16 protein-coding genes are annotated in these 18,821 nt (G+C 60.0%); 6 read left to right on the top strand and 10 right to left on the bottom strand.

Annotation, left to right across the window (positions count from 1 at the left end):
* Positions 1-197: 197 nt before the first annotated feature.
* Together RY113_RS00080 and RY113_RS00075 are read right to left on the bottom strand one after the other, a co-directional pair.
* A complete protein-coding gene (locus RY113_RS00080) occupies positions 198-3,449 on the bottom strand; it encodes a right-handed parallel beta-helix repeat-containing protein (protein ID WP_315912866.1) in 3,252 nt (1,083 codons plus the stop codon).
* A 215-nt stretch (positions 3,450-3,664) separates the two neighbouring features.
* Positions 3,665-4,696 carry a LacI family DNA-binding transcriptional regulator gene (locus tag RY113_RS00075; RefSeq protein ID WP_110107263.1) on the bottom strand — a complete coding sequence of 344 codons (1,032 nt, stop codon included), beginning with the start codon at positions 4,694-4,696 and terminating at the stop codon, positions 3,665-3,667.
* Between the two features lie 231 nt (positions 4,697-4,927).
* Between RY113_RS00075 and RY113_RS00070 the strand changes: the two genes are divergently transcribed.
* Complete coding sequence (locus RY113_RS00070; RefSeq protein WP_315912865.1) at positions 4,928-7,066, top strand: beta-galactosidase; 2,139 nt, start codon at positions 4,928-4,930, stop codon at positions 7,064-7,066.
* 93 nt (positions 7,067-7,159) lie between these two features.
* Here RY113_RS00070 and RY113_RS00065 read toward each other — a convergent pair whose 3' ends face one another.
* Both RY113_RS00065 and RY113_RS00060 read right to left on the bottom strand, forming a co-directional pair.
* Positions 7,160-7,537 (bottom strand): hypothetical protein, encoded by a 378-nt coding sequence (locus tag RY113_RS00065; RefSeq protein ID WP_315912864.1) that lies wholly within the window; start codon positions 7,535-7,537, stop codon positions 7,160-7,162.
* Entirely contained in the window at positions 7,509-7,730 is a 222-nt protein-coding gene (locus RY113_RS00060; RefSeq protein WP_110107266.1) for a hypothetical protein, read from the bottom strand. Before RY113_RS00060 ends, RY113_RS00065 begins: the two co-directional genes overlap by 29 nt.
* A 135-nt stretch (positions 7,731-7,865) precedes the next feature.
* Here RY113_RS00060 and RY113_RS00055 point away from each other — a divergent pair, with 135 nt between their 5' ends.
* Positions 7,866-8,861: a malate dehydrogenase gene (locus RY113_RS00055; RefSeq protein WP_315912863.1), complete on the top strand. Its 996-nt coding sequence runs from the start codon at positions 7,866-7,868 to the stop codon at positions 8,859-8,861.
* Between the two features lie 11 nt (positions 8,862-8,872).
* Here the strand turns inward: RY113_RS00055 and RY113_RS00050 are convergent, their stop codons facing one another.
* The 3 genes from RY113_RS00050 to RY113_RS00040 form a co-directional block, all read right to left on the bottom strand.
* The gene (locus RY113_RS00050) at positions 8,873-9,298 is read right to left on the bottom strand and encodes a hypothetical protein (protein ID WP_315912862.1); all 426 of its coding nucleotides are present in this window, start codon (positions 9,296-9,298) and stop codon (positions 8,873-8,875) included.
* A 211-nt stretch (positions 9,299-9,509) separates the two neighbouring features.
* The gene (locus tag RY113_RS00045; RefSeq protein WP_110107268.1) at positions 9,510-9,719 is read right to left on the bottom strand and encodes a PLDc N-terminal domain-containing protein; all 210 of its coding nucleotides are present in this window, start codon (positions 9,717-9,719) and stop codon (positions 9,510-9,512) included.
* A 51-nt stretch (positions 9,720-9,770) separates the two neighbouring features.
* The gene (locus tag RY113_RS00040) at positions 9,771-10,481 is read right to left on the bottom strand and encodes an NUDIX hydrolase (RefSeq protein ID WP_110107269.1); all 711 of its coding nucleotides are present in this window, start codon (positions 10,479-10,481) and stop codon (positions 9,771-9,773) included.
* A gap of 82 nt (positions 10,482-10,563) precedes the next feature.
* Between RY113_RS00040 and RY113_RS00035 the strand changes: the two genes are divergently transcribed.
* The 4 genes from RY113_RS00035 to RY113_RS00020 all read left to right on the top strand — a co-directional run bounded on the left by RY113_RS00035 (position 10,564) and on the right by RY113_RS00020 (position 14,332).
* Complete coding sequence (locus tag RY113_RS00035) at positions 10,564-11,244, top strand: TetR/AcrR family transcriptional regulator (protein WP_170121005.1); 681 nt, start codon at positions 10,564-10,566, stop codon at positions 11,242-11,244.
* A 10-nt stretch (positions 11,245-11,254) separates the two neighbouring features.
* Entirely contained in the window at positions 11,255-12,208 is a 954-nt protein-coding gene (locus RY113_RS00030; RefSeq protein WP_110107271.1) for an ABC transporter ATP-binding protein, read from the top strand.
* Positions 12,209-12,216: 8 nt separating this feature from the next.
* On the top strand, positions 12,217-13,857 hold the full coding sequence (locus tag RY113_RS00025; protein ID WP_315912861.1) for an ABC transporter permease: 1,641 nt from the start codon (positions 12,217-12,219) through the stop codon (positions 13,855-13,857).
* A gap of 106 nt (positions 13,858-13,963) precedes the next feature.
* Positions 13,964-14,332: a hemerythrin domain-containing protein gene (locus tag RY113_RS00020; RefSeq protein WP_315912860.1), complete on the top strand. Its 369-nt coding sequence runs from the start codon at positions 13,964-13,966 to the stop codon at positions 14,330-14,332.
* 66 nt (positions 14,333-14,398) lie between these two features.
* On the opposite strand, the gene RY113_RS00015 is transcribed toward RY113_RS00020, so the two are convergent.
* The 3 genes from RY113_RS00015 to RY113_RS00005 all read right to left on the bottom strand — a co-directional run bounded on the left by RY113_RS00015 (position 14,399) and on the right by RY113_RS00005 (position 18,665).
* Positions 14,399-16,279, bottom strand: coding sequence for a DUF2264 domain-containing protein (locus RY113_RS00015; RefSeq protein WP_315912859.1), 1,881 nt, complete (start codon positions 16,277-16,279; stop codon positions 14,399-14,401).
* Between the two features lie 110 nt (positions 16,280-16,389).
* Positions 16,390-16,668 carry a DivIVA domain-containing protein gene (locus tag RY113_RS00010; RefSeq protein WP_315912858.1) on the bottom strand — a complete coding sequence of 93 codons (279 nt, stop codon included), beginning with the start codon at positions 16,666-16,668 and terminating at the stop codon, positions 16,390-16,392.
* 38 nt (positions 16,669-16,706) lie between these two features.
* Positions 16,707-18,665 (bottom strand): penicillin-binding transpeptidase domain-containing protein, encoded by a 1,959-nt coding sequence (locus tag RY113_RS00005; RefSeq protein WP_315912857.1) that lies wholly within the window; start codon positions 18,663-18,665, stop codon positions 16,707-16,709.
* Positions 18,666-18,821 lie beyond the last annotated feature (156 nt).

Here is an 18,821-nt window from a genome sequence, read left to right as displayed (position 1 = left end):
TTCAACGCCTCGGCCCAATGTTACGGAGACTCAACACTCCACTCTGCTCTGGTCAGCCAAGGGCTATCCCCAGAAGCAGAGAAGGAACCGTTGCCATACTGCTTGTGGCAGGAGGGCAACGGTTCCTTGACTGGCGTTGACTACATTCAACACTGCAACGCGATCAGGCAGTGGCGCTTTGACAGTGGCGCTTTACCTTAGTGCGCTTGCTTGCGGCGGCGGCTCATGACGGTGACGCCACCCACCAGGAGCAGCAATACACCGGCGGACAACATCACGGTTGCCGAGGAGGCACCAGTGTTGGCCAGTGAATCATCACCTGTGCCCGCTCCTGCGGGAGCTGTGGGTGCCGGCACGGTAGCTGGCACCGTCGGCCCCGTGGTGGGATCCGTGGTCGGATCCGTGGTCGGATCCATCGTCGGCCCCGTGGTCGGATCCGTGGTCGGATCCGTGGTGGGACCCGTGGTGGGACCCGTGGTCGGATCCGTGGTCGGATCCGTGGTCGGATCCGTGGTGGGACCCGTGGTCGGATCCGTGGTGGGATCCGTGGTCGGATCCGTCGTCGGAGCGGCTTGAACCGTCAGCTCGGCAGATTCACTGATGGCAGTTCCCAAGCCGTTGCTAAAGACGGCACGGAATGCAGAACCATCGTGGCTCATCTCTACCGAATCCATGGTGAGCGTTGCCTTCGTGGCACCGGCAATCGCTGTCCAAACTTCTCCGTCAGAGGAGATTTCCCACTGGATAGTTGCGGCCGGGTTTGCGGTGGCCACAGCCGTGAACTCTGCGGTTTTGCCAGCCGTGGCACTCACATCTTCTGGTTGTACCGTGACAACGGGTGCCCCCAGCACAGCAGCAACGTTCAAGGTTGCCGGCGTTGAGAACACCTGACCGGCTGGTCCGTTGATCATCGCACGGTACTGGGTACCATCCATCTCCGCGGACACAGCCGGAACGGTCAGTGCAGTGCCCTGGGTGGCGGCAATATCAGTCCACGCTCCGCCAGCATTAGACTGCCACAACACCGAGGTGCTGGGAGCGCCAACAAAACTGCTGAAGAAGTATGCGCTGTTCCCCTGCGTGACAGTGGTGTCATCAGGGTTCAACGAGGCTACGGGGGCCTGAACGGCCGTGGTCATGGTGAAATCATCACAGAAACCTGCGCCGGAGCCACCTGGCTTGTAGCAGTAAACGGTCACTGCCTTGGTGTTACCGGAGTTGAAAGCAATGGTTGTGTATTTCATCTCCGGCGTTGTAACAGAGGCGAACTTCTGGTACTGATCGGGGTTGTTGGCATCCTGATTTCCAGTAAAGTTCTTCAGGCCCAAGCGCACCTCCGAGCCGTCAGCCGAGGCGACCCACCCGCTGAACAGGTAGTCGGTGTTGGGCTGCAGAACCACTGGGAACTGCTCGGAAGAGCCTGCGCCCGTGATCTTCAAAGCAAAGTTGCCGGAAACTGCCTTGGCCTCATCACGGGAAGTGTTCCATGCACCCCAAGGGGTGTTGGACAGCGCCTCAAACGAACCATCCACAATCCTGTTATCAACTGCAACCATGCTCACATCAGAGCAGCCCGCCGTGCCATCACAGTTGATGGCAACGGTTGTCGCGTCCAAAGCGGTGGAGAAAATGACATCACCGTTGCTGCCAGCCGGGGTTTTGAAGCCCTTGGGGTTGGTAACTGAAAGCGTTGCACCGGCAGCAAGTGTGCCGGAGACCTTGTAAGTGGTGTTCGTGCGAACAGGCACCTTGGTCAGTGCTGCACCGGTTGCAATGGTCTCGCCATCAACGTCACAGCTACGCTCATCGACTGCCGTGAACTGGAACGCACCAATGTCAGGGGCGCAGCTGGACGGCACGGAGTTACCAAAGAAATCCACTGTTCCAACAGGAGCAATGGGCAGGCCCTTGGCAGCAATCCTAGAGTCCTGGATCTTGAACCGTTCCAGGCCAGTACCCGCAGCAAGTGCCAGCTTGTCTGCGATGGTGACGGCTGCTGGGTCAGCGGGCCAGGCACCGCCGGGGCCGGAGAAGGCATTGTTGCGCCACTGGATGGTCTTCGCGTTGGGCGCTGCGCTGGATTGGTCACGTACCGTAGCCGACGCCACAAACAGGTTGTTGGCCATCAGCATTGAGATGGGGGTGCCACCAATATTGTTCAGCAGGTGATTCGGCGTGTTAGGCAAAATGATGGTGTTGTTGTAAAACTGGTTCTCAGTTCCGCCGGCAACAAAGTTGACGCGGTCATGATCGTTTTCCGAGACGTTATAGCGGAAAGTAGCCTGGGTGGACAGTCCGCCGCAGCCACAGAAGAGCATCATGCCGCCCTCATTGTCATGGCTGTAGTTGTACTGGAACAGCGTGTCATTGGTGCCGTAGTCAACATCGAAGGCATTGCCGTCATTGTTTCCGGGGAGCTTCTTGGTCTCAAAAACCTCGTTGTACTGGAACGTGGTGCCATCGGCATTCCACGCCCACACGCCGGCGTTGGAGCCGTTGGGGATGTTTGCCGTGTCTGAGACGGTGTTGTACTCCACGAGGGCGTTCTTGTTCATCTGGACGACAATGCCGTCGCCACCAACGTTCTTCACGGTGTTGCCGCGAATGACCAACCCTGTTGAGGGAGTCCACGGCAGGTTCGGCCGATCCGCTACGGGGCAGCCGTCCCAGCCAACCTCGGCACGGCACTTCCACCGAGTGGACATGTTAATGCCGCTGCGGTTGACGTTTTCAACGGTGTTGTTGGCGATCACTACATCGTTGAACCAGGTAGGGACGCGCTCGGCAACGGTGTCCGAGGCATAAACCTCGAACTGGATTCCACCGGAGCCCTTGAGGTCCTTCTTGCCTTCGCCGTAGACGTCATGGATGTTCAGGTTTTCGATCCGGTAGTAGTTGGCTTGGCCAATGTCCTGAACCTTGACCACCAGCCCACGGCGCTCATTTTTATAGCGCGCCGAGCTATCAGCATCGATGTTGGTAATTTCTAGGTTGCGAATTTCCCAGTACTGCTGGTTGGAAAGCTGAACCGTGGCGTCAATGCCGGCACCGTTAATGATGGGTTTGGCCGTCCCTGTGCCATAGGCGTCAAGGACAATAGGGGCTCCAGGTTCGCCGGATCCCTGCGGACGCAGGGTGCCTTGGCACGAGCTTCCACGCTTGAGCAGGATCTGGTCCCCGGCAGAAAAGACGGTGGCATTGACGCTTGTCAACGCGTTCCACGGGCTGGAAATGGTTCCGTCGCCGTTATTGGCGGCGCCGCAGTCAAGAAAGTGCAGATTTCCAATGGCGGTGGCGGCCATTGCGGCGGCCGGCGCTGCAACAGCACCGACTCCGCTCATGGCGGGGCTGTCCGTGGGGGTGGGGGCGGCGGCAACGGGGCCAGCAACTGCCAGCCCGCCCGCTACCAGCACAGCGCTGAACATAGCCAGCAATGCAGGTCTTTTCATCAATTTTCCCTATCGAGGTTGGGCTCTCGCACGCCAGCGCATCACAGAGATGTGAACGTGCACACATAATCGTGTGAAAGCTATCACAATAGGGGCACTTGGGGGGATTGTTACGGATAACAGTTCTGCGGGAAAGGATCCGCTCCGTTCATGGCGCGGATCATTGATGCTTTGATCTGCCACTGCGGCACGTTCAGCCGATATGCCGCAACAGCTCAGGCGGAGTCTCGCCACACAATGCTAGTGGGGACAATTTCATGGGCATGTCTAAGGTCCTCGCCCTTGAGCTGGCGCAACACGAGGGAGGCCATGATTGCACCCATTTCCTCAACGGGCTGCCGCACAGTGGACAATCCAGGAAAGGCGCGTTTGGCCCAGAGACTGTCATCGAAACCAACCACGCCAACGTCACACGGAACGGACTTTCCAGCTTCCCTCAGAGCATCCATGGCCCCAATCGCGAGGGCATCACAAGCGGCAAAGACGCCGTCAATGTCAGGATCCCTACGCAGAAGTTCCCGCATGGCCGCAAAACCCGCCTCATGACCCCAATCCGGGGTGGGAATCACAAGGTTCGCATCGAAATCCGCACCTAAGGCTGAGGTAAACCCCGCAAGTCGCTCCCTGGCAGCACGCATGGCCTCCGGACCTTCAATCATGGCAATGCGTTTGCGCCCGGTACCCACCAATCGCGCACAAATGCCCCTGGCTGCTTCGACATTGTCCACGTCCACCCAGGGAATGCTGCTCGCCCCGGCTGGCCTGCCGGCCATTGCGGCGGGCAGGCCCAACTCCTGAACAATACGCAAGAGCGGATCTTCCGCCCGGACAGAGACCAAGATTGCGCCGTCAACATAGCCTCCGCGGAGATGTCCGGCTATTCGACTCAGGGTCTGCTCCGTGTCCAAAATCAAGATAACCAGCTGGAAATCCGCCTCGGAGAGAACCCTGTTGGCGGCGGTAAGCATGCCGCCGAGGTTGGGGTCGTTATAAAACATATTGTGAGATTCATGGACCACGAAGGCAATATTCTTGGTTTGCCGAGTTGCCAGTGACCGCGCCGCCGTATTGGGAACGTAGCCAACCTCTTCAACAGCATCCTTGATGGCCAGTCGCGCACCCTCAGAGACATAACCGCTGCCGTTGAGGTACCGGGAGATGGTGCCCCGCGACACTCCCGAGGCGGCAGCGACGTCGAAGATGGTAACCCGCCGGGCGCGCCCGGCGTCAGGCCGCTCATTGCTCATGATCGAATTATTTCCTTATGGCTGGATTCCTTCTTATGCTATGCCACGCTTGCGGATCTCCGTTGGCGCCAGCTTGCGCCTTGGCAAAAAGGGCTCAGCACGGAGGCGGTCAGCACTACACACCGCACCGTTTCTTTTGCGCATTCAAGCAACTCTCCTATAGTGATCTCAACGGTGTGTGAGCGTGCACATAAGCCCATACTCATATCTGACCAGTGGAGGTACCCAGGGATGATTCCCGCAATCGCCTACGGGGGCGACTACAACCCCGAGCAGTGGACCGCTGAAACGGTGGACCGCGATATTGAACTCATGCACGAAGCTGGGGTCAATTTAGTATCCGTGGGAATTTTCTCGTGGGCGGTGCTGCAGCCTACGCCGGGAGTATTTGACTTCGGCTGGCTGGATACCGTCATGGACAAACTCCACGACGCCGGCATCGCTGTGGACCTGGCCACTGCCACGGCTTCCCCGCCGCCATGGCTGGGACATCTGCACCCGGACACGTTGCCGGTAACGCGCGACGGCATGCGGCTCAGCTATGGTTCCCGGCAGCAATTCAATCCCTCAAGCGCCACGTTCCGCAGGGAGTCCCTGATCATGGTGCGTGCCATCGCCGAACGCTATGCCAAGCATCCGGCCTTGAAGATGTGGCATGTGAACAATGAGTACGGCTGCCACGTGCATGAGAGCTTCGATGAAGAATCAGCAACGGCTTTCAGGGAATGGCTGCAGGCTCGGTACGGCGCGCTGGCGGAACTGAACCGGGTATGGGGCACAACTTTTTGGTCCCAGCGGTATTCGGATTGGGCGCAAGTGAGCGCCCCACGCGCCATGCCTACCCTGCCCAACCCGACCATGATGACGGACTGGAACCGTTTCTGTTCCGACGCCCTCTTGGCCTGTTACACGGCAGAAAAGGAGGTCTTGAATGAGCTCACACCGGGTGTGCCACTGACAACGAACTTCATGGGCGCCTTTGCCTGGGTCGACGGCTGGAAGTGGGGTACCGAAATTGACATCATCTCCAACGATTCCTACCCCGACCCCTCGGATCCACGAGCCGGACGTGAATTTGCCTTTGAATCCGATCTGATGCGTTCGCTCGGCGGCGGCAAGCCGTTCATTCAGTTGGAACAAACCACCTCCGCTGTCCAGTGGCGCCCCCGCAACGCCGTCAAGCGTCCCGGCCAGTACAAGCTATGGTCGCTGCAGGCAGTGGCCCGGGGCGCTGACGGGATCTGCCAGTTCCAGTGGCGTCAGTCCGCCTCGGGGGCAGAAACATTCCATTCCGGGATGGTCCCGCACGCCGGCAAGGCCAGCCGCACGTGGCATGAGGTGGTTGAGCTGGGCTCCGCACTAAAAGACATTGGTGTAGTTGCCGGGTCCAGAGTCCAAGCTCAGGCAGCCATTGTGTGGGATTGGGAAAGTGCGTGGGCGCAACGCAACTCCATTGGCCCTGTTGATACAGAGCCGTTGACCATAGCCAAGAGCTGGCATGCCAGCTTGTTTGAAATGGGCATTGCTACCGACTTTGTCCACCCGGACCATGACCTGGGCAAGTACCAGCTCATCATTGTCCCGTCCCTCTTTGCCGTCAGTGACGCATTCGCGGCCGCCTTGGCCCGAGCGGCAGCCAACGGGGCCCAGGTTATTGTCAGCTGCTTGACCGGGGCCCTGAATGCGGAGGGGCATGCCCAATTGGGCGGCTACTTGGGCCCGCTGGCACCCATGCTCGGTGTTCGCGTGCTGGACTTCTCCCCCCTTGGCGTGGTTCCCCACACCACAGAGATTGAAGTCAACGGCCCACTGGATGGCCCCGCCCTGGACCCTATCTATGAGCCCATCAGCTCCCTCATCCGAACGCCCGCAACGGAACGCAGCGTAGCTCTGCTTCCCACTGGGGCTGACGGGATCACCGGAAACGCCATTGGCTGGGTTGAGAACCTCGAGGTGATCGAGGGGGCAGGGGCCTGCGTGCTCTCCACCTTTGCAGGTCTGGACACCTCCGGCTGGCCCGCCATTACCAGGCGCCAGCATGGGACGGGCACAGCCTGGTATGTGGCGAGTAACCCGGATGCCAGGGGACGTTCGGAGGTGATTTCCGCCGTCGTGCGTGAGAGCGCCGGCAGTGCACATCCCATCCGTCCGGTGCTGGCTGCGCCGGTTCCCGGCATTGAAGCGGTGCTGCGCGGGCAGGTGCTGTTCCTGCTCAACCATGCGGACACGCCCGCCCTGGTGCCGGGAATCAGCGGCACCGTCTTGTACGACGGCGGTCAGCCCACCCCTGAGGGTCCCCGCCGCGGGACCGTGCTCAGCGGTGCCGATGTCAGTGTGGGGCCACGCAACGCCGTGGTGCTGCAACTCTGACTTTTCGCAGCACACCAGCGCCAACAGTACAAGAGGGCAGTTCCGGTCAATGCGGCCGGAACTGCCATCTTGCATTTCTACGCTAATGATCCCCTACGGCAGAGCGGCGCAATTGTTGGTTGGGGCTGAAGCGGCGATCCGTTTCTGCCCGGCAGCGCAGCGGCCGGCCACATAGGCGTCCTGGACGGACGGAATTACCAGCGTGTCAGCCTCGCCCTGTGCAATAAGGAGCGGGAACGGGATGTTCATGACAGGGGTGTTTTTCCGAAACCGATCCCCCATGGGCCCGGTTGTGGGGTCCTTGGCGAAGATGGTCTTGTCCTTGTCGATCGCGATGGCACTGATCAGCGAAACCAAGACACCGGGTTCAGAGAGACAGCGGCTGGATATTTCACGCACAAATGTCCTGGCCACCGGCGTGATGTAGTCATTGAACCGGACCTCAGGATAGGCGTCGGAGGAAGCTGGCACCCACGTAGAAGGTCAGGGCGCCCAGCGACGAGAGCGGCTTCGTGGCCAACTCATACCCCAGCCAGACACACAGGACACCGACAAGGAGCACCACCCATGCTGGAGCTTTTGCCAACAAGGCGGGCAATGCCCGTGCATGGTCCCCGAAGGTGCGCTTCATGGCCGTATCCTGTTGCGGCGTCTCCAGCGTCATCTATCCCCCTATAGCAATGCTTGTACTGCCTCTGGGCAGCCATTGGCCACGTCTAGCGGCGAGGATAGCTACTCCCCTGTTACGTTTCTGTTCCGTTCCTGCCCCAGCGGGCACTGGCATGGCTAGACTGGCCCCATGAGTGCACATGCTTCCACCCCTGTTACTGTCACTGTCACCGGTGCTGCCGGCCAAATCGGTTATGCACTGCTCTTTCGCCTTGCCTCCGGAGCCATGTTGGGGCCCAATGTTCCCATCAAGCTGAATCTGTTGGAGATCCCACAGGCAACTCAGGCTGCCGAAGGCACAGCGTTGGAACTCATGGACTGTGCCTTCCCGCTTGTGGCGGGCATGGAGGTCTTTGACGATCCCGCCAAGGCGTTCGACGGCGTCAACATCGCCATGCTTGTCGGGGCCCGCCCGCGGGGGCCGGGCATGGAACGGGCAGACCTACTCTCTGCCAATGGCGGGATTTTCTCAGTCCAAGGCAAGGCCCTGAACGCTGGCGCCGCCGAGGATGTGAAGGTGGTTGTGGTGGGAAACCCGGCAAATACCAACGCACTCATTGCTTCTGCGCATGCACCCGACATCCCTGATTCGCGTTTTACGGCCATGACCCGGCTGGACCATGACCGCGCCGTGGCCCAGTTGGCCGCAAAAATGGACCAACCCGTGGCGGCCATCCGGAAGCTGGCCATCTGGGGCAACCACTCGGCCAGCCAGTACCCTGATATCACCCACGCCACCGTCAATGGCGTCTCTGCGACATCCCTCGTGGCGGAATCTTGGATTGCGGATGAATTCATCCCGCGCGTGGCCAAGCGGGGTGCCGAGATCATCTCGGTGCGCGGTGGTTCCTCGGCAGCGTCAGCCGCCAATGCCGCCGTCGAACATATGAGGTTGTGGGTGCAGGGTACTCCGGACGGTGATTGGACCAGTATGGCTGTCCCTTCCGACGGCTCCTACGGTGTGCCAGAGGGCATCATTAGTTCGTTCCCCGTCACCACACATAACGGTGAATACTCGATTGTGCAGGGTTTGGAAATCAGCGACTTCTCCCGCACTCGGATCGACGCCTCCGTTGCGGAGTTGCAATCCGAACGGGACGCCGTAGCCCAGCTCGGCCTGCTCTGATCCGCGCCGTCTCATCCAGGCCCCCGCCCCATCCGGGCCGTTAGAGTGCCTGGATTGACTGTAAAGGTTTTTGTTCCAGTGGCGGTTTCCAGCACCAGTTCGTGCCGGATCCGGCGGTTGTCGTGCCCCGAATAGCCATTCCGGCTCCGGTTCCAGATCATGTTTTGCACAATGCGGGGCAGCATGTCGCCGAATTGCCGGGACCCTGTGGCCACAACAAGGCCCTGAACATCGTGTCGCGGCACAAAATCTAGGATACCCACGGCGAGCCGGAGCAGGCCGTACAGCGTGAAGATCACAAAGAAGATGGCTGCCGGAATGGCCAGCATGCGCAGTATTCCTGCGATAGCGGCCAGCTCCGTGTCATCGCTGAGTTTGCCCCCGGCAATCCGTAGCGACCAGTACAGTGCAAAAATACCAATTGCCGTGTGAATCAATCCCTGCAGGGCCAGGCGGGCGGGCGATATGCCTTCCCCACGGTCGCAGGGGGATACCCAGCATCCTGCCAAAGTTTTGGTGGTTCATGCTCGTCCCACTTTCTACAGCCGGAACGCTTAGTATACGAACCTTTCCCCAACTATTCTTAGCGCCTCGAGGTCGGCTTGGCCCACAGCCCTGAAACTGGGACGTGAGCTTTGCGTTCTGCCGCTATTTGCGGCCCTTGGCAAAGTAGGCGATGGGTCCGGCAAAGTTAATGAACGACGCCGCCACCCACCCCGCCTTGGGGCCATTGAGCTGCGCCGGGGTTCTTTTGGCGATGTCACGTAAGGCAGCAGCTTGTAAGGCCAGCTGCACAATTCCTGCTAGGACGATGACGATCTGGCGTCCCCTGCTCACATCACTCCATTTTTTCTTCATGCCTTCACACGCTTCCTTTTCTTCCCTTGGTTGTGCCAGCCGCTTATGCAGCTAGTTACTGTGTTCAAAGACCCAGGGCAGGCCAGTTATGGTGAGCCTGTGCCTGGCACCTGCGCCAACACCTGCACCATCCCGGAACCCTGGGTAGGCTTCGTCGCCCGCCCAAAGAACACCTGACGGGCGGCTTCCATCCGGTGGCATGAGCCAATGGGTGTTATAGGACAATGCCGTATGTTCCCGCGCATCGGCGAGGGCCTGCTGGACGGAGGTTGCGCCGTCGAGGTTGTGCAAGGTGACCCAGGTTGGGGGTACCAGCTTCATCTCGCCCCGGGCGTGGCGGGCCAAGGCCTGCCCCGGGGTCAGCCACGCATGGCGCTGATGCTCGGCAGGGTTGAGCACAATTTGCGCAGCAGTGGCAGGAGCCAGCATGAACCAGGTCCGGAAACGGCGCGGAAGCGCCTGCATGGGCGTCCACTGCGAGAGCCAGATAAGCTCATCTGGGCGCAGTGCCTGCCCAGTCTCCTCGGCCAATTCACGTAGGCCGGCCACGCGGGCTGCTGTCAGCTCGTCCAAGGCCGCACCCGTTCGGTCCACACGGTCTTCCGGATCCACTTTCCCGCCAGGGAAAACCCAGGCCCCACCAAAGGAACTGCTGCTCGCTGGCCGTTCCAGCATCAGGGTCTCAAGGCCCAGTTCACCGTCACGAACAATGACCACGGTGCAGGCATCTTCCAACGGTGCAAGTCGCGCGTCTGTCTCCATGGAGACAGCCTATCTCTCCCAGTTTGGACTGCGCCGGATATACCCATTGCCGCGGACTATACATGCGAGTAGTCTGCTATTCATGAGTACAGCTCATGCAGATCTGACAGCTCGGGCACGGTTGCGGGATGCCGCAATTGAATGCTTCGCCGCACGGGGTTTTGCTGAATCCCTGCGTGCCATCGCCGCACGGGCAGGTGTCAGCGCCGGACTGGTGCGCCATCATTTCGGCTCCAAGGAGCAATTGCGCGCAGAATGCGATGCCACTGTCCTCAACAGGTACCGGAGTCTCAAAACCGAAAGCATGGACACCGCTCCCGCCCAGCTTTTCGCCCAGCTCCCCTCGTCTAGGGAGGCTGGCATACTCCTCCTGTACATCCTGCGCAGCGTCAGAGACGGCAGCGCAGCAGGTCGCGACTTCATTGAACAAATGATTGCTGAGGCACTTGTCTTGACTCGCAACGCGGTCAAGAGGGGGCTGGTCATCCCCAGCCTCGATGAGGAGGCTCGCGTCCGGTTCCTGACCTATCAATCCATTGGCTCGCTCATGGTTCAGTTCTCCATTCACCCTGACGCCGCGCTGGATGACTTTCAAGGGGTGATGGAACAGTTTTACGCCGACATCATGCTGCCCACGCTCGAACTCTATTCAGATGGCCTGTTCACCAACCGGGAGTACCTGGAGCAGTACCTTATCTATCGTGAGGCACATCCGCTCCCCCACCCACCCGCGGGCTTCGCGGGAGAGACCGCATCACCGTAAGGAACGAATCATGGCTGTAAATACTGTGGCCATTGAGGTCAGTGGCCTCCACAAGAAATTTGGTCGCACTACCGCGCTGGCAGGCCTGGACCTGCAGGTGGAGCAAGGCACAGTTGCCGGTTTCCTGGGCCCAAACGGCTCGGGGAAGTCAACCACCATCCGCATCCTGCTGGGACTTTTAAAGTCCGACGGCGGCAGCGCAACTTTGTTGGGCGGCGATCCGTGGCGTGATGCTGTGGACCTTCACCGGCGCATCGCTTACGTGCCCGGGGATGTGAGCCTGTGGCCGAACCTCACAGGCGGGCAGGCCATCGATATTCTCTCCCGCTTGCGCGGTGGCGTGGACAATGCCCTACGTGATTCCCTGCTGGAGCGCTTTGAACTTGACCCCACCAAGAAGGCCCGCAGTTATTCCAAAGGAAATCGGCAAAAAGTTGCCCTGGTTGCCGGGCTGGCATCCAACGCCGAGCTGTTGATTCTGGATGAGCCCACCTCCGGTCTTGATCCGCTCATGGAGCAGGTGTTCACCTCTTGTATTCGTGAGGTTAAGGCCGAGGGGCGCAGCGTGCTCCTCTCTAGCCACATCTTTGCCGAGGTGGAGAAGCTGTGCGATACCGTCACGATCATCAGAGACGGCAGGACGGTTGAGTCCGGGCGATTGGACGCGCTGCGCCACCTCCACCGGACAACCGTTTCAGTGGTCCTGGACCGGGACGCCGCAATTCTTGCGTCCGTGGCCGGGATTAACGATCTAGTGCTTGACGGCGCCAACGCCACGTTCACCGTGGGCGAGGCCGAGTTGGGCGCGGTGCTGCTGGCACTCTCGGCCTACGCTCCCCGCTCTCTTCTTTCAAGTCCTCCCTCGTTGGAGAATCTGTTCCTGCGCCATTACGCAGGCACGGGGCTCGGGGCCGTGGACGCTACGGCACCAGGGTCCACGAGCCAGATTGCGGGTGCACAATGAGTTCCGCCATGGTTGGGGCAGTACAGACTCCTCGCGGCAGGGCCCGCTCGTTGACGGGCTCAGGCACCATGACAGGATTTCTGCTCTCTGTCCGGTTCATCCTGCGCCGTAACTGGCTGCAGCTGGCACTGTGGGCTGCCGTCCTAGCTGTCATGATCCCCGTGGTCTACGATTCCCAGCAGCAGGCCTTCCCTACCCAGGCTGCCCGCGATGCGTATGCCCAAGTGGCCAACACCCCTGCCGTGGCGGCCATGACAGGACTGCCCTATGCGGCCGGATCACTAGGCGGCATTCTGGTCATCAAGATCTGGATGACCTTGGCCGTAGCACTGAGTTTCGCCTCCGTTTTCCTGGTCACCCGCAACGGCCGGGCCGATGAAGAGACCGGGCGCAGCGAATTGTTAAAGTCCTCGGTCATGGGCCGCCATGCCTACAGCGCCGCCAACTATGTGGTGGCGGGTGCTCTGAGTATTGTCAGCGGCCTTCTCATCTCCTTGCTGTGCCTGTCCGTGCGGTTGCCCACGGCTGGTTCACTCCTCATGGGGGCTTCCATTGCCGGCACCGGGCTGGCCTTTGTGGGGTTGGCTGCCGTCTGTGGCCAGCTCAGCTCCACCAGCCGGGGCACTAACTCACTGGGTGTGGGGCTCATTGCACTGTTCTACTTCATCCGCGCGGGTGCTGATCTGCAATCCAACGGTGTTGACCCAGCTGCTTTGAGTTGGTTCTCCCCCATTGGATGGGCGCAAAACATGCGCCCCTTCGGGCAAGACACCTGGTGGCCACTGCTGGCCCTGCTGGCTCTTGCTGTTGGCGGTTGCGTCATGGCCTTGCGCATTGAAACGAACAGAGATCTTGGTATGGGCCTGCTGCCGGAACGCCGTGGCCCAGCCCGCACGTCAGCCTTTCTGCGTGAACCCGTAGGCCTGGCGCTGCGCCTGCAACGCGGCAGCCTGCTGGGCTGGCTGGTGGGCGCCGTTGTTGCCGGAGCATTCTTCGGAGGTGTTGCCCAAGCCATGACGAACGCACTGGATCCCTCAAATGCCCTCGCCAAATCCTTTGTGGGCAGCTCATCGAGCATGCTCGACGGCGTCCTTGGCATCTTTGCGCTGTTCAACGGCCTCCTTGCTGGCGCCTTTGCCGTGCAAAGCCTCTCCACTGCTCGCAGTGAAGAAGAAGCAGGGCGCTTAGAGGCACAGCTCGCTGGGGCGCTTTCGCGCTACACGTGGCTGGGTGCCCACGTTCTTGTGGCCGCAGCCGGCTCTGGCCTGATGTTGCTGATTGGCGGTTACTTGGCGGGCGCATCCTCCAATGGTGCTGCCACCGGCAGCGCGATGGCGGGCGCATCTCTCGCCTACTGGCCGGCCGTGTTGTTGATGATGGGCGTGCTGCTTTTCCTCAATGGATTCCTGCCCCGTTTCAGTGTGAGCCTGACGTGGGCTGTGTATGGGATCTCTGTGCTGGTATCCATGTTTGGCGCTCTGTTCTCCTTGTCCGAGGCTGCCATTGCGGCCACTCCCTTTGGCGCAGTTCCACGGCTACCCGCCGAAAACTTCATGCTGCTACCACTGCTGGTCCTCTCAGTTCTGGCGGTGGCTCTGGCAATTCTGGGCGTCTGGCAATTCCGCCGCCGTGATCTGGCTTCTGAGTGATCTGGTTTCCGCCTGACTTGGTAACTGCGTGATGGCACAGCTGCCTGACGCCGGAGTAGCCTGAAGGAACACCAAGCTAGCTTCTCGGCTTCGTAACGGAGGAATTGTGGCGGCATTAACATTGGGCCAGGCCCTGGAACGCGAGCACCGCGAGATTGACGGCGGAATTGAGTCCTTCCTGGATGAGCTGGACAGCGGCGTCCGCGTGGATCCCTCACGGCTAGTCACGGCGTTGGAGAGCCTGCGGCGGCACATCTACTTGGAAGAAGTATTCCTCTTTCCTGACTTGAAAGCAGCCGGCCTGATGGGCCCCATCTTTGTCATGCTGCGTGAGCACGGCATGCTTTGGAGGCAGCTGGACGCCGTCACCGGCATGCTGGCGGATGACATTCTCGGTGCCGTAGCAAGCGCTGAACTGCGTAAATTCCTTATACAAGGAACCATGCCGGAGGGCTGGGTCTGCAGCTCAGCTTGAGCTGGCGCCCGCCCCTTAGCTGCGCTGATCATCCCTCACAGGGCACCGTCCCCTGCCCCAGTGCTCCTACTCCCGCGCTTCCAGGTGAAAGCCTGCACTGAGGCGTTCACCATCCGGAGCCGTAACGCTCAGTGTGAGCACACCGTGCTGCTCCCGGATTTCCGGTTTCAGGGTGGATCCGTCCGGGGCCATGGCCTTGAGTAGTTTCACGACGGCGGGATCACCCGTGAGTACTGCCAGTGAGGCATGCACGGAGCGTGTTCCCGAGTGCTCACCCGACAACCACGGAACACTTGTCCGCTCCGCCATGGGGTTGCTGCCTTCCATGTTCTTAATACCGGAAACCGCGTAACCCGTCACTGGCAGCAAATAGCTGCGGAGATGACTATCTGCTGGTGCCGAGTAGCCGCCTTCCCGAAGGTGCGCCGATTGTGGTGCCGCTGATTCAACTACATGAACACGCAGTTCCCAGGGCCCGCGCATGGCAGTTGCGGAGGTAATTTGCCAGGGCGATTCCGTCTCCAGAGACTCGTTGCCCCACACTGGAGAATGCGCGCTGGTCAGGGTATCCGGCGTCGTACTTTCACGGCGGTGGATGGCGGTGCGGCGCGATGGAGCCAGCAGCACGTCCATGATGGCAATGTGGTTATCCAGTGGCGGGCAATATTCCGGGGCGGAGTGGGTGGAGTAGGCCAGCCGGGAGTAATGCGGGTCATCGCCGGCGACGATGCCGGGAAAGTTGTCACTACCGTGGTTGGCCAGCCGGACCACGCCGTCGGCGGCCGTGCTGGAGAGCAGGAACCCGGGAGCGGAGAGGGTGCGCACGGAATCTGCTCGCTCTACGGGGGCGGAGATTTCGGTGGCAGTCCACACAGGGTGCCCGGCATCAAGCAATAGGCCCAAGAAACCCTTTGAGGTCCAATAGGGAGAGGCCGGGCCGGAATAAATTTGTGTCATGGGAGCGAACGTACCAAACCAGCCACAGCTGAGCACGTTGTTCTCCCCGAAGGCCCCACCCTCGTTGAAGTAGTGCAAGGCGCCGCTGCCAATCCGCCGTGTGGCTCCGGGCGCCAGTGCGCTGACACCCATGAGTTCACCCAGCCAGAGCGGGGCGGTGGCGCCAAAACGGTACATCAGTGAGCGCCCTTGAAAGAGGGGCGCTCCGTTGGAACCGAAGAAATAGGAGAAGTCCTGCAGGTAGCGGCCTAGGCGTTCCTTGTAGAGGCCCGCTTTTTGCGCTGCAAGTTCAGGCACGCGAGAGGCCGCCATGAGCGTCCACAGGCAGGGGTACAGGTGCATGGCCCACCCCGCGTAGTAATCGAAACGCTGACCATTACCGTCGCTATACCAGCCCTCACCCACATACCAATCCTCTATGCGGGCCAATCCGGCGGTGATGTCTTGTTCCTGAAAGTCCCGCCCGGTGGAGGCAATAAACTCCTGCACCATGACCTTGAACATGACCCAGTTGTTGTCCGGAATCTCAACACCTACCGAGCCGCCCAGCCAGCCAAGAACATGGTCCTGTTCCTCTTCTGAAAGCCTGTCCCAGAGCCAGCCGCGTGTCAGGTGCAGCCCTAGCACCACGGATGCGGCCTCCACCAGCGCCTGCCGTGTCACGTTGATGCGCGGCCACGCTTCAGGGGAGTCCGGATCGGTGCCGGCAATCAGGCCCATGCGGTAGAAACCGAGGTGACCGTGCGGGTCTGCTCCGTCTTCGCCAGCAACCCGGAAGGCCGCGAGAATAAAGGTGCGCGAGAATCCCTCCAAGCCGTCAGAGACCTCGCCGGACATGCTGGCGGTCCCTGGGAGATTGAAAAACGCGTGCTGTGCTGAGGCGAAGGGCCGTACCGCTTGAAGTTGAGCATCAGCAGCATCCAGCCAATGCTCCCGTGTGTAGCCGGTTATGGGGCTCAAATCCCAGCTGGCCTGTGGCATGTCAATCATTCTCTGTCACCTTGCTGCGTATCGTGGAGGATGGCGCTCCGGGCCTGCACCCGAAGGCTGCCACCAGTCTAAGGGAAAGGGCTTTCCCGCACGGTGGCGTCCAGCATGGATCAGTACTTAGTGGTATTTTTTTCGTACCCCCTAAGAGCAAACATGACCTTGTTCAGGAAGTCATCCACCTGATCCTGGTCATATCCGTCACGAAATCTCGTCGCCGAAAACCTTTGCTTGATCACGTCGTCGGACAGCAACTGTCCCGCACGTCCTGCCTCCCACTCACGCAGTGCATTCTCCGCAACGTCTAAGAATGCATCCACCTCAAGCACGTTATAGCCCTCGCGGAAGCGTGTGGGTTGAAATTTGACTTCGGATATATCTGAGCTGCGCATGTTTCTCCTTTTTAGTGGTTGTGCGCCGTGCAATAACGCTATTTTGCTGCCGACAAAGCGGCTTTGGCTAGCGGGCCGCCGGTGATGGCACCCAGATCACCATCTTCCACAAAGACTGCCACGGCAATATCTCCCTGGGCGGCGATGACCCATGAGTGGGTGCGTGGCGGATTTTCCGTCCCAAATTCAGCAGTTCCTGTTTTTCCGATCGCTTCAGCTCCTGGAAGATCCGCCAGAGTAGACAAATAGCCTTCAGTGACTACTGCCCTCATCAGGATGCGCAGTTCCCCTGCCTCTTTAGCGGTCAAGATCGCGCCCTCAGCAGACTTACTTTTGCCGTCATGGCCGTCTATCAATACGGGGGTCACCACAGTGCCCTTGACCATGGATGACATCATGGTGGCCATGGCTAGCGGCGATACCTGCACCTTGCCCTGTCCAATGAGTGAGGCTGCATGTTCGGTACCCTTGGAATCGCGCGGCACAACACCCATAAAGGCATCAAGACCCAGATCATTCTCCATGCCGATGCCCAAGGCCCCAGCCGCATCAGCCAGCTTTCCTTGCGAGAGCTTTTCAAACTGCGAAACAAAGGCTGTGTTGCAGGAGTGCGCAATGGCGGTGGTCAGCGAGACCTGGCCGAGCGCATCTGGCGCGTAGCCGGGTGCATTGAAGAACTTCTTGCCGTCGGCCGTAAACTCCGGGGTGCAGCTCACAATGGATTCAGGCCCCATACCCATGCGAATCAATCCCAATGAGCTTGCCATTTTGAACGTTGAACCTGGCGCGTACTGGCCCAAGAACGCCGTGTTGTAGCCGTTGCTATCGGGGCCATTAGCCGAGGCGAGGATGGCACCCGTGGATGGCCGCATGATAACGATCGAGCTAGGGGTTTTCACACTCTCCAGTGCCTGTTCTGCCGCGCTTTGCATCGCTGGAACCAGCGTTGTTTTCAGATCCTTGCCGTCCACCGGGTCAACAGCGAAGAGGATTTTTGGTGGTGCGTTGGGATCGGCTGGCAAGGCCCCGGGGCCGTCAGTTGCCACAGCGGTGGCCGTACCTTCGGCTGCATTTGCGGAAGCGGCGGGAACGGCGGGAACGGCACTGAGCGTAATGCCAGGGGTTCCGGATAGCTGAGCGTCGAAGGCAGCTTGCAGGCCGCCAGATCCCACTATCTGTCCGGCGATCACCTTGCCATCAGACTTCTCAATATCTTCGGCAGTAGCCTCATGAACTGAGCCAAGAAGTGCCGAGGCGAAGGTGCGTGTTGGTGCCAGCGGCAAGGTATCGCGAACCACGAGAATGCCTGGGACTGCCTTAAGTTTGTTCTGATCCAGTGCATTAAAGGCCTCCTCACGGAGGGTGATCGCGTCCACGAAGGCAACCGGACCGTAGGCCTTAACCTTCGCCACATAGACCGCCGCATCAATCTCGAGTACCCCGGCCAGCGCCTTGGCAGAAGCTTCAGCCTCTGCCCCGCTCAGGCCATCCTTGTTGATGCCCACAATGTGCACCGACCGGTCCTTCACGATGGCTTCCCCATCGGCGGAGAGAATATCTGCACGCTGCCCATTGGTGGTGCTGAGCTTGAACCGCTCACTAGCCTTAAGCTTGGGCTCCACCATTTCCGGGGACCAGGTGATGATCCAACTTTTCCCGTCCCGCTTCATGTCTGCGCCGGTTGAGTAAGTCCAGGGTTTCGTAGTGTCCGGCAGCGTCCAGGTGTAATTCAGCGATACCCGGGCGGTGTCTTCAGAGAGTTCAACTCCGCTTACAGCCACCGTTGGCCATACTGGATCGATACTCTTGGCAAGCTCCGTTAGCTCTTTCTGTACGTCCGTTGCTGGCTTGTCGAAACTCAAGTCACCTAATGTATGAGATGCCAGTGCTTTGGCCAGTGCTTCGGCAGTGGAGGTGCCGTCATCAGGTGCCGAACAAGCACTCCCGCCGACGATGAGGACAAAGGCAATCAGCAAGATTTTAATGCGACGAAACATGGATTCCCTGACGTAGATTGTGTTTGAGCTTACCGCTCCCCCTCGCGATGCCAACGTAGCCGCTCTGCGATTCTCGCTGCGATTTGCTGTGCACTCCAACGTAATTGTTCAAGGCGCCGGGCGGGCTCTGAGCAGGCTCTGGACGGGCGCGTTTGT

Origin of the sequence: Arthrobacter sp. lap29 (assembly GCF_032458965.1) — a bacterium.
Taxonomy (GTDB): domain Bacteria; phylum Actinomycetota; class Actinomycetes; order Actinomycetales; family Micrococcaceae; genus Specibacter; species Specibacter psychrochitiniphilus.
This window is presented reverse-complemented; position numbering and strand designations above follow the sequence as displayed.

Coding starts and splice junctions, on each gene's coding strand:
- RY113_RS00010 (WP_315912858.1), bottom strand. CDS start 16,668: ATGCGCAGCTCAGATATATCCGAAGTCAAATTTCAACCCACACGCTTC.
- RY113_RS00025 (WP_315912861.1), top strand. CDS start 12,217: ATGGTTGGGGCAGTACAGACTCCTCGCGGCAGGGCCCGCTCGTTGACG.
- RY113_RS00015 (WP_315912859.1), bottom strand. CDS start 16,279: ATGATTGACATGCCACAGGCCAGCTGGGATTTGAGCCCCATAACCGGC.
- RY113_RS00075 (WP_110107263.1), bottom strand. CDS start 4,696: ATGAGCAATGAGCGGCCTGACGCCGGGCGCGCCCGGCGGGTTACCATC.
- RY113_RS00080 (WP_315912866.1), bottom strand. CDS start 3,449: ATGAAAAGACCTGCATTGCTGGCTATGTTCAGCGCTGTGCTGGTAGCG.
- RY113_RS00055 (WP_315912863.1), top strand. CDS start 7,866: ATGAGTGCACATGCTTCCACCCCTGTTACTGTCACTGTCACCGGTGCT.
- RY113_RS00070 (WP_315912865.1), top strand. CDS start 4,928: ATGATTCCCGCAATCGCCTACGGGGGCGACTACAACCCCGAGCAGTGG.
- RY113_RS00035 (WP_170121005.1), top strand. CDS start 10,564: ATGAGTACAGCTCATGCAGATCTGACAGCTCGGGCACGGTTGCGGGAT.
- RY113_RS00005 (WP_315912857.1), bottom strand. CDS start 18,665: ATGTTTCGTCGCATTAAAATCTTGCTGATTGCCTTTGTCCTCATCGTC.
- RY113_RS00040 (WP_110107269.1), bottom strand. CDS start 10,481: ATGGAGACAGACGCGCGACTTGCACCGTTGGAAGATGCCTGCACCGTG.
- RY113_RS00045 (WP_110107268.1), bottom strand. CDS start 9,719: ATGAAGAAAAAATGGAGTGATGTGAGCAGGGGACGCCAGATCGTCATC.
- RY113_RS00030 (WP_110107271.1), top strand. CDS start 11,255: ATGGCTGTAAATACTGTGGCCATTGAGGTCAGTGGCCTCCACAAGAAA.
- RY113_RS00060 (WP_110107266.1), bottom strand. CDS start 7,730: ATGACGCTGGAGACGCCGCAACAGGATACGGCCATGAAGCGCACCTTC.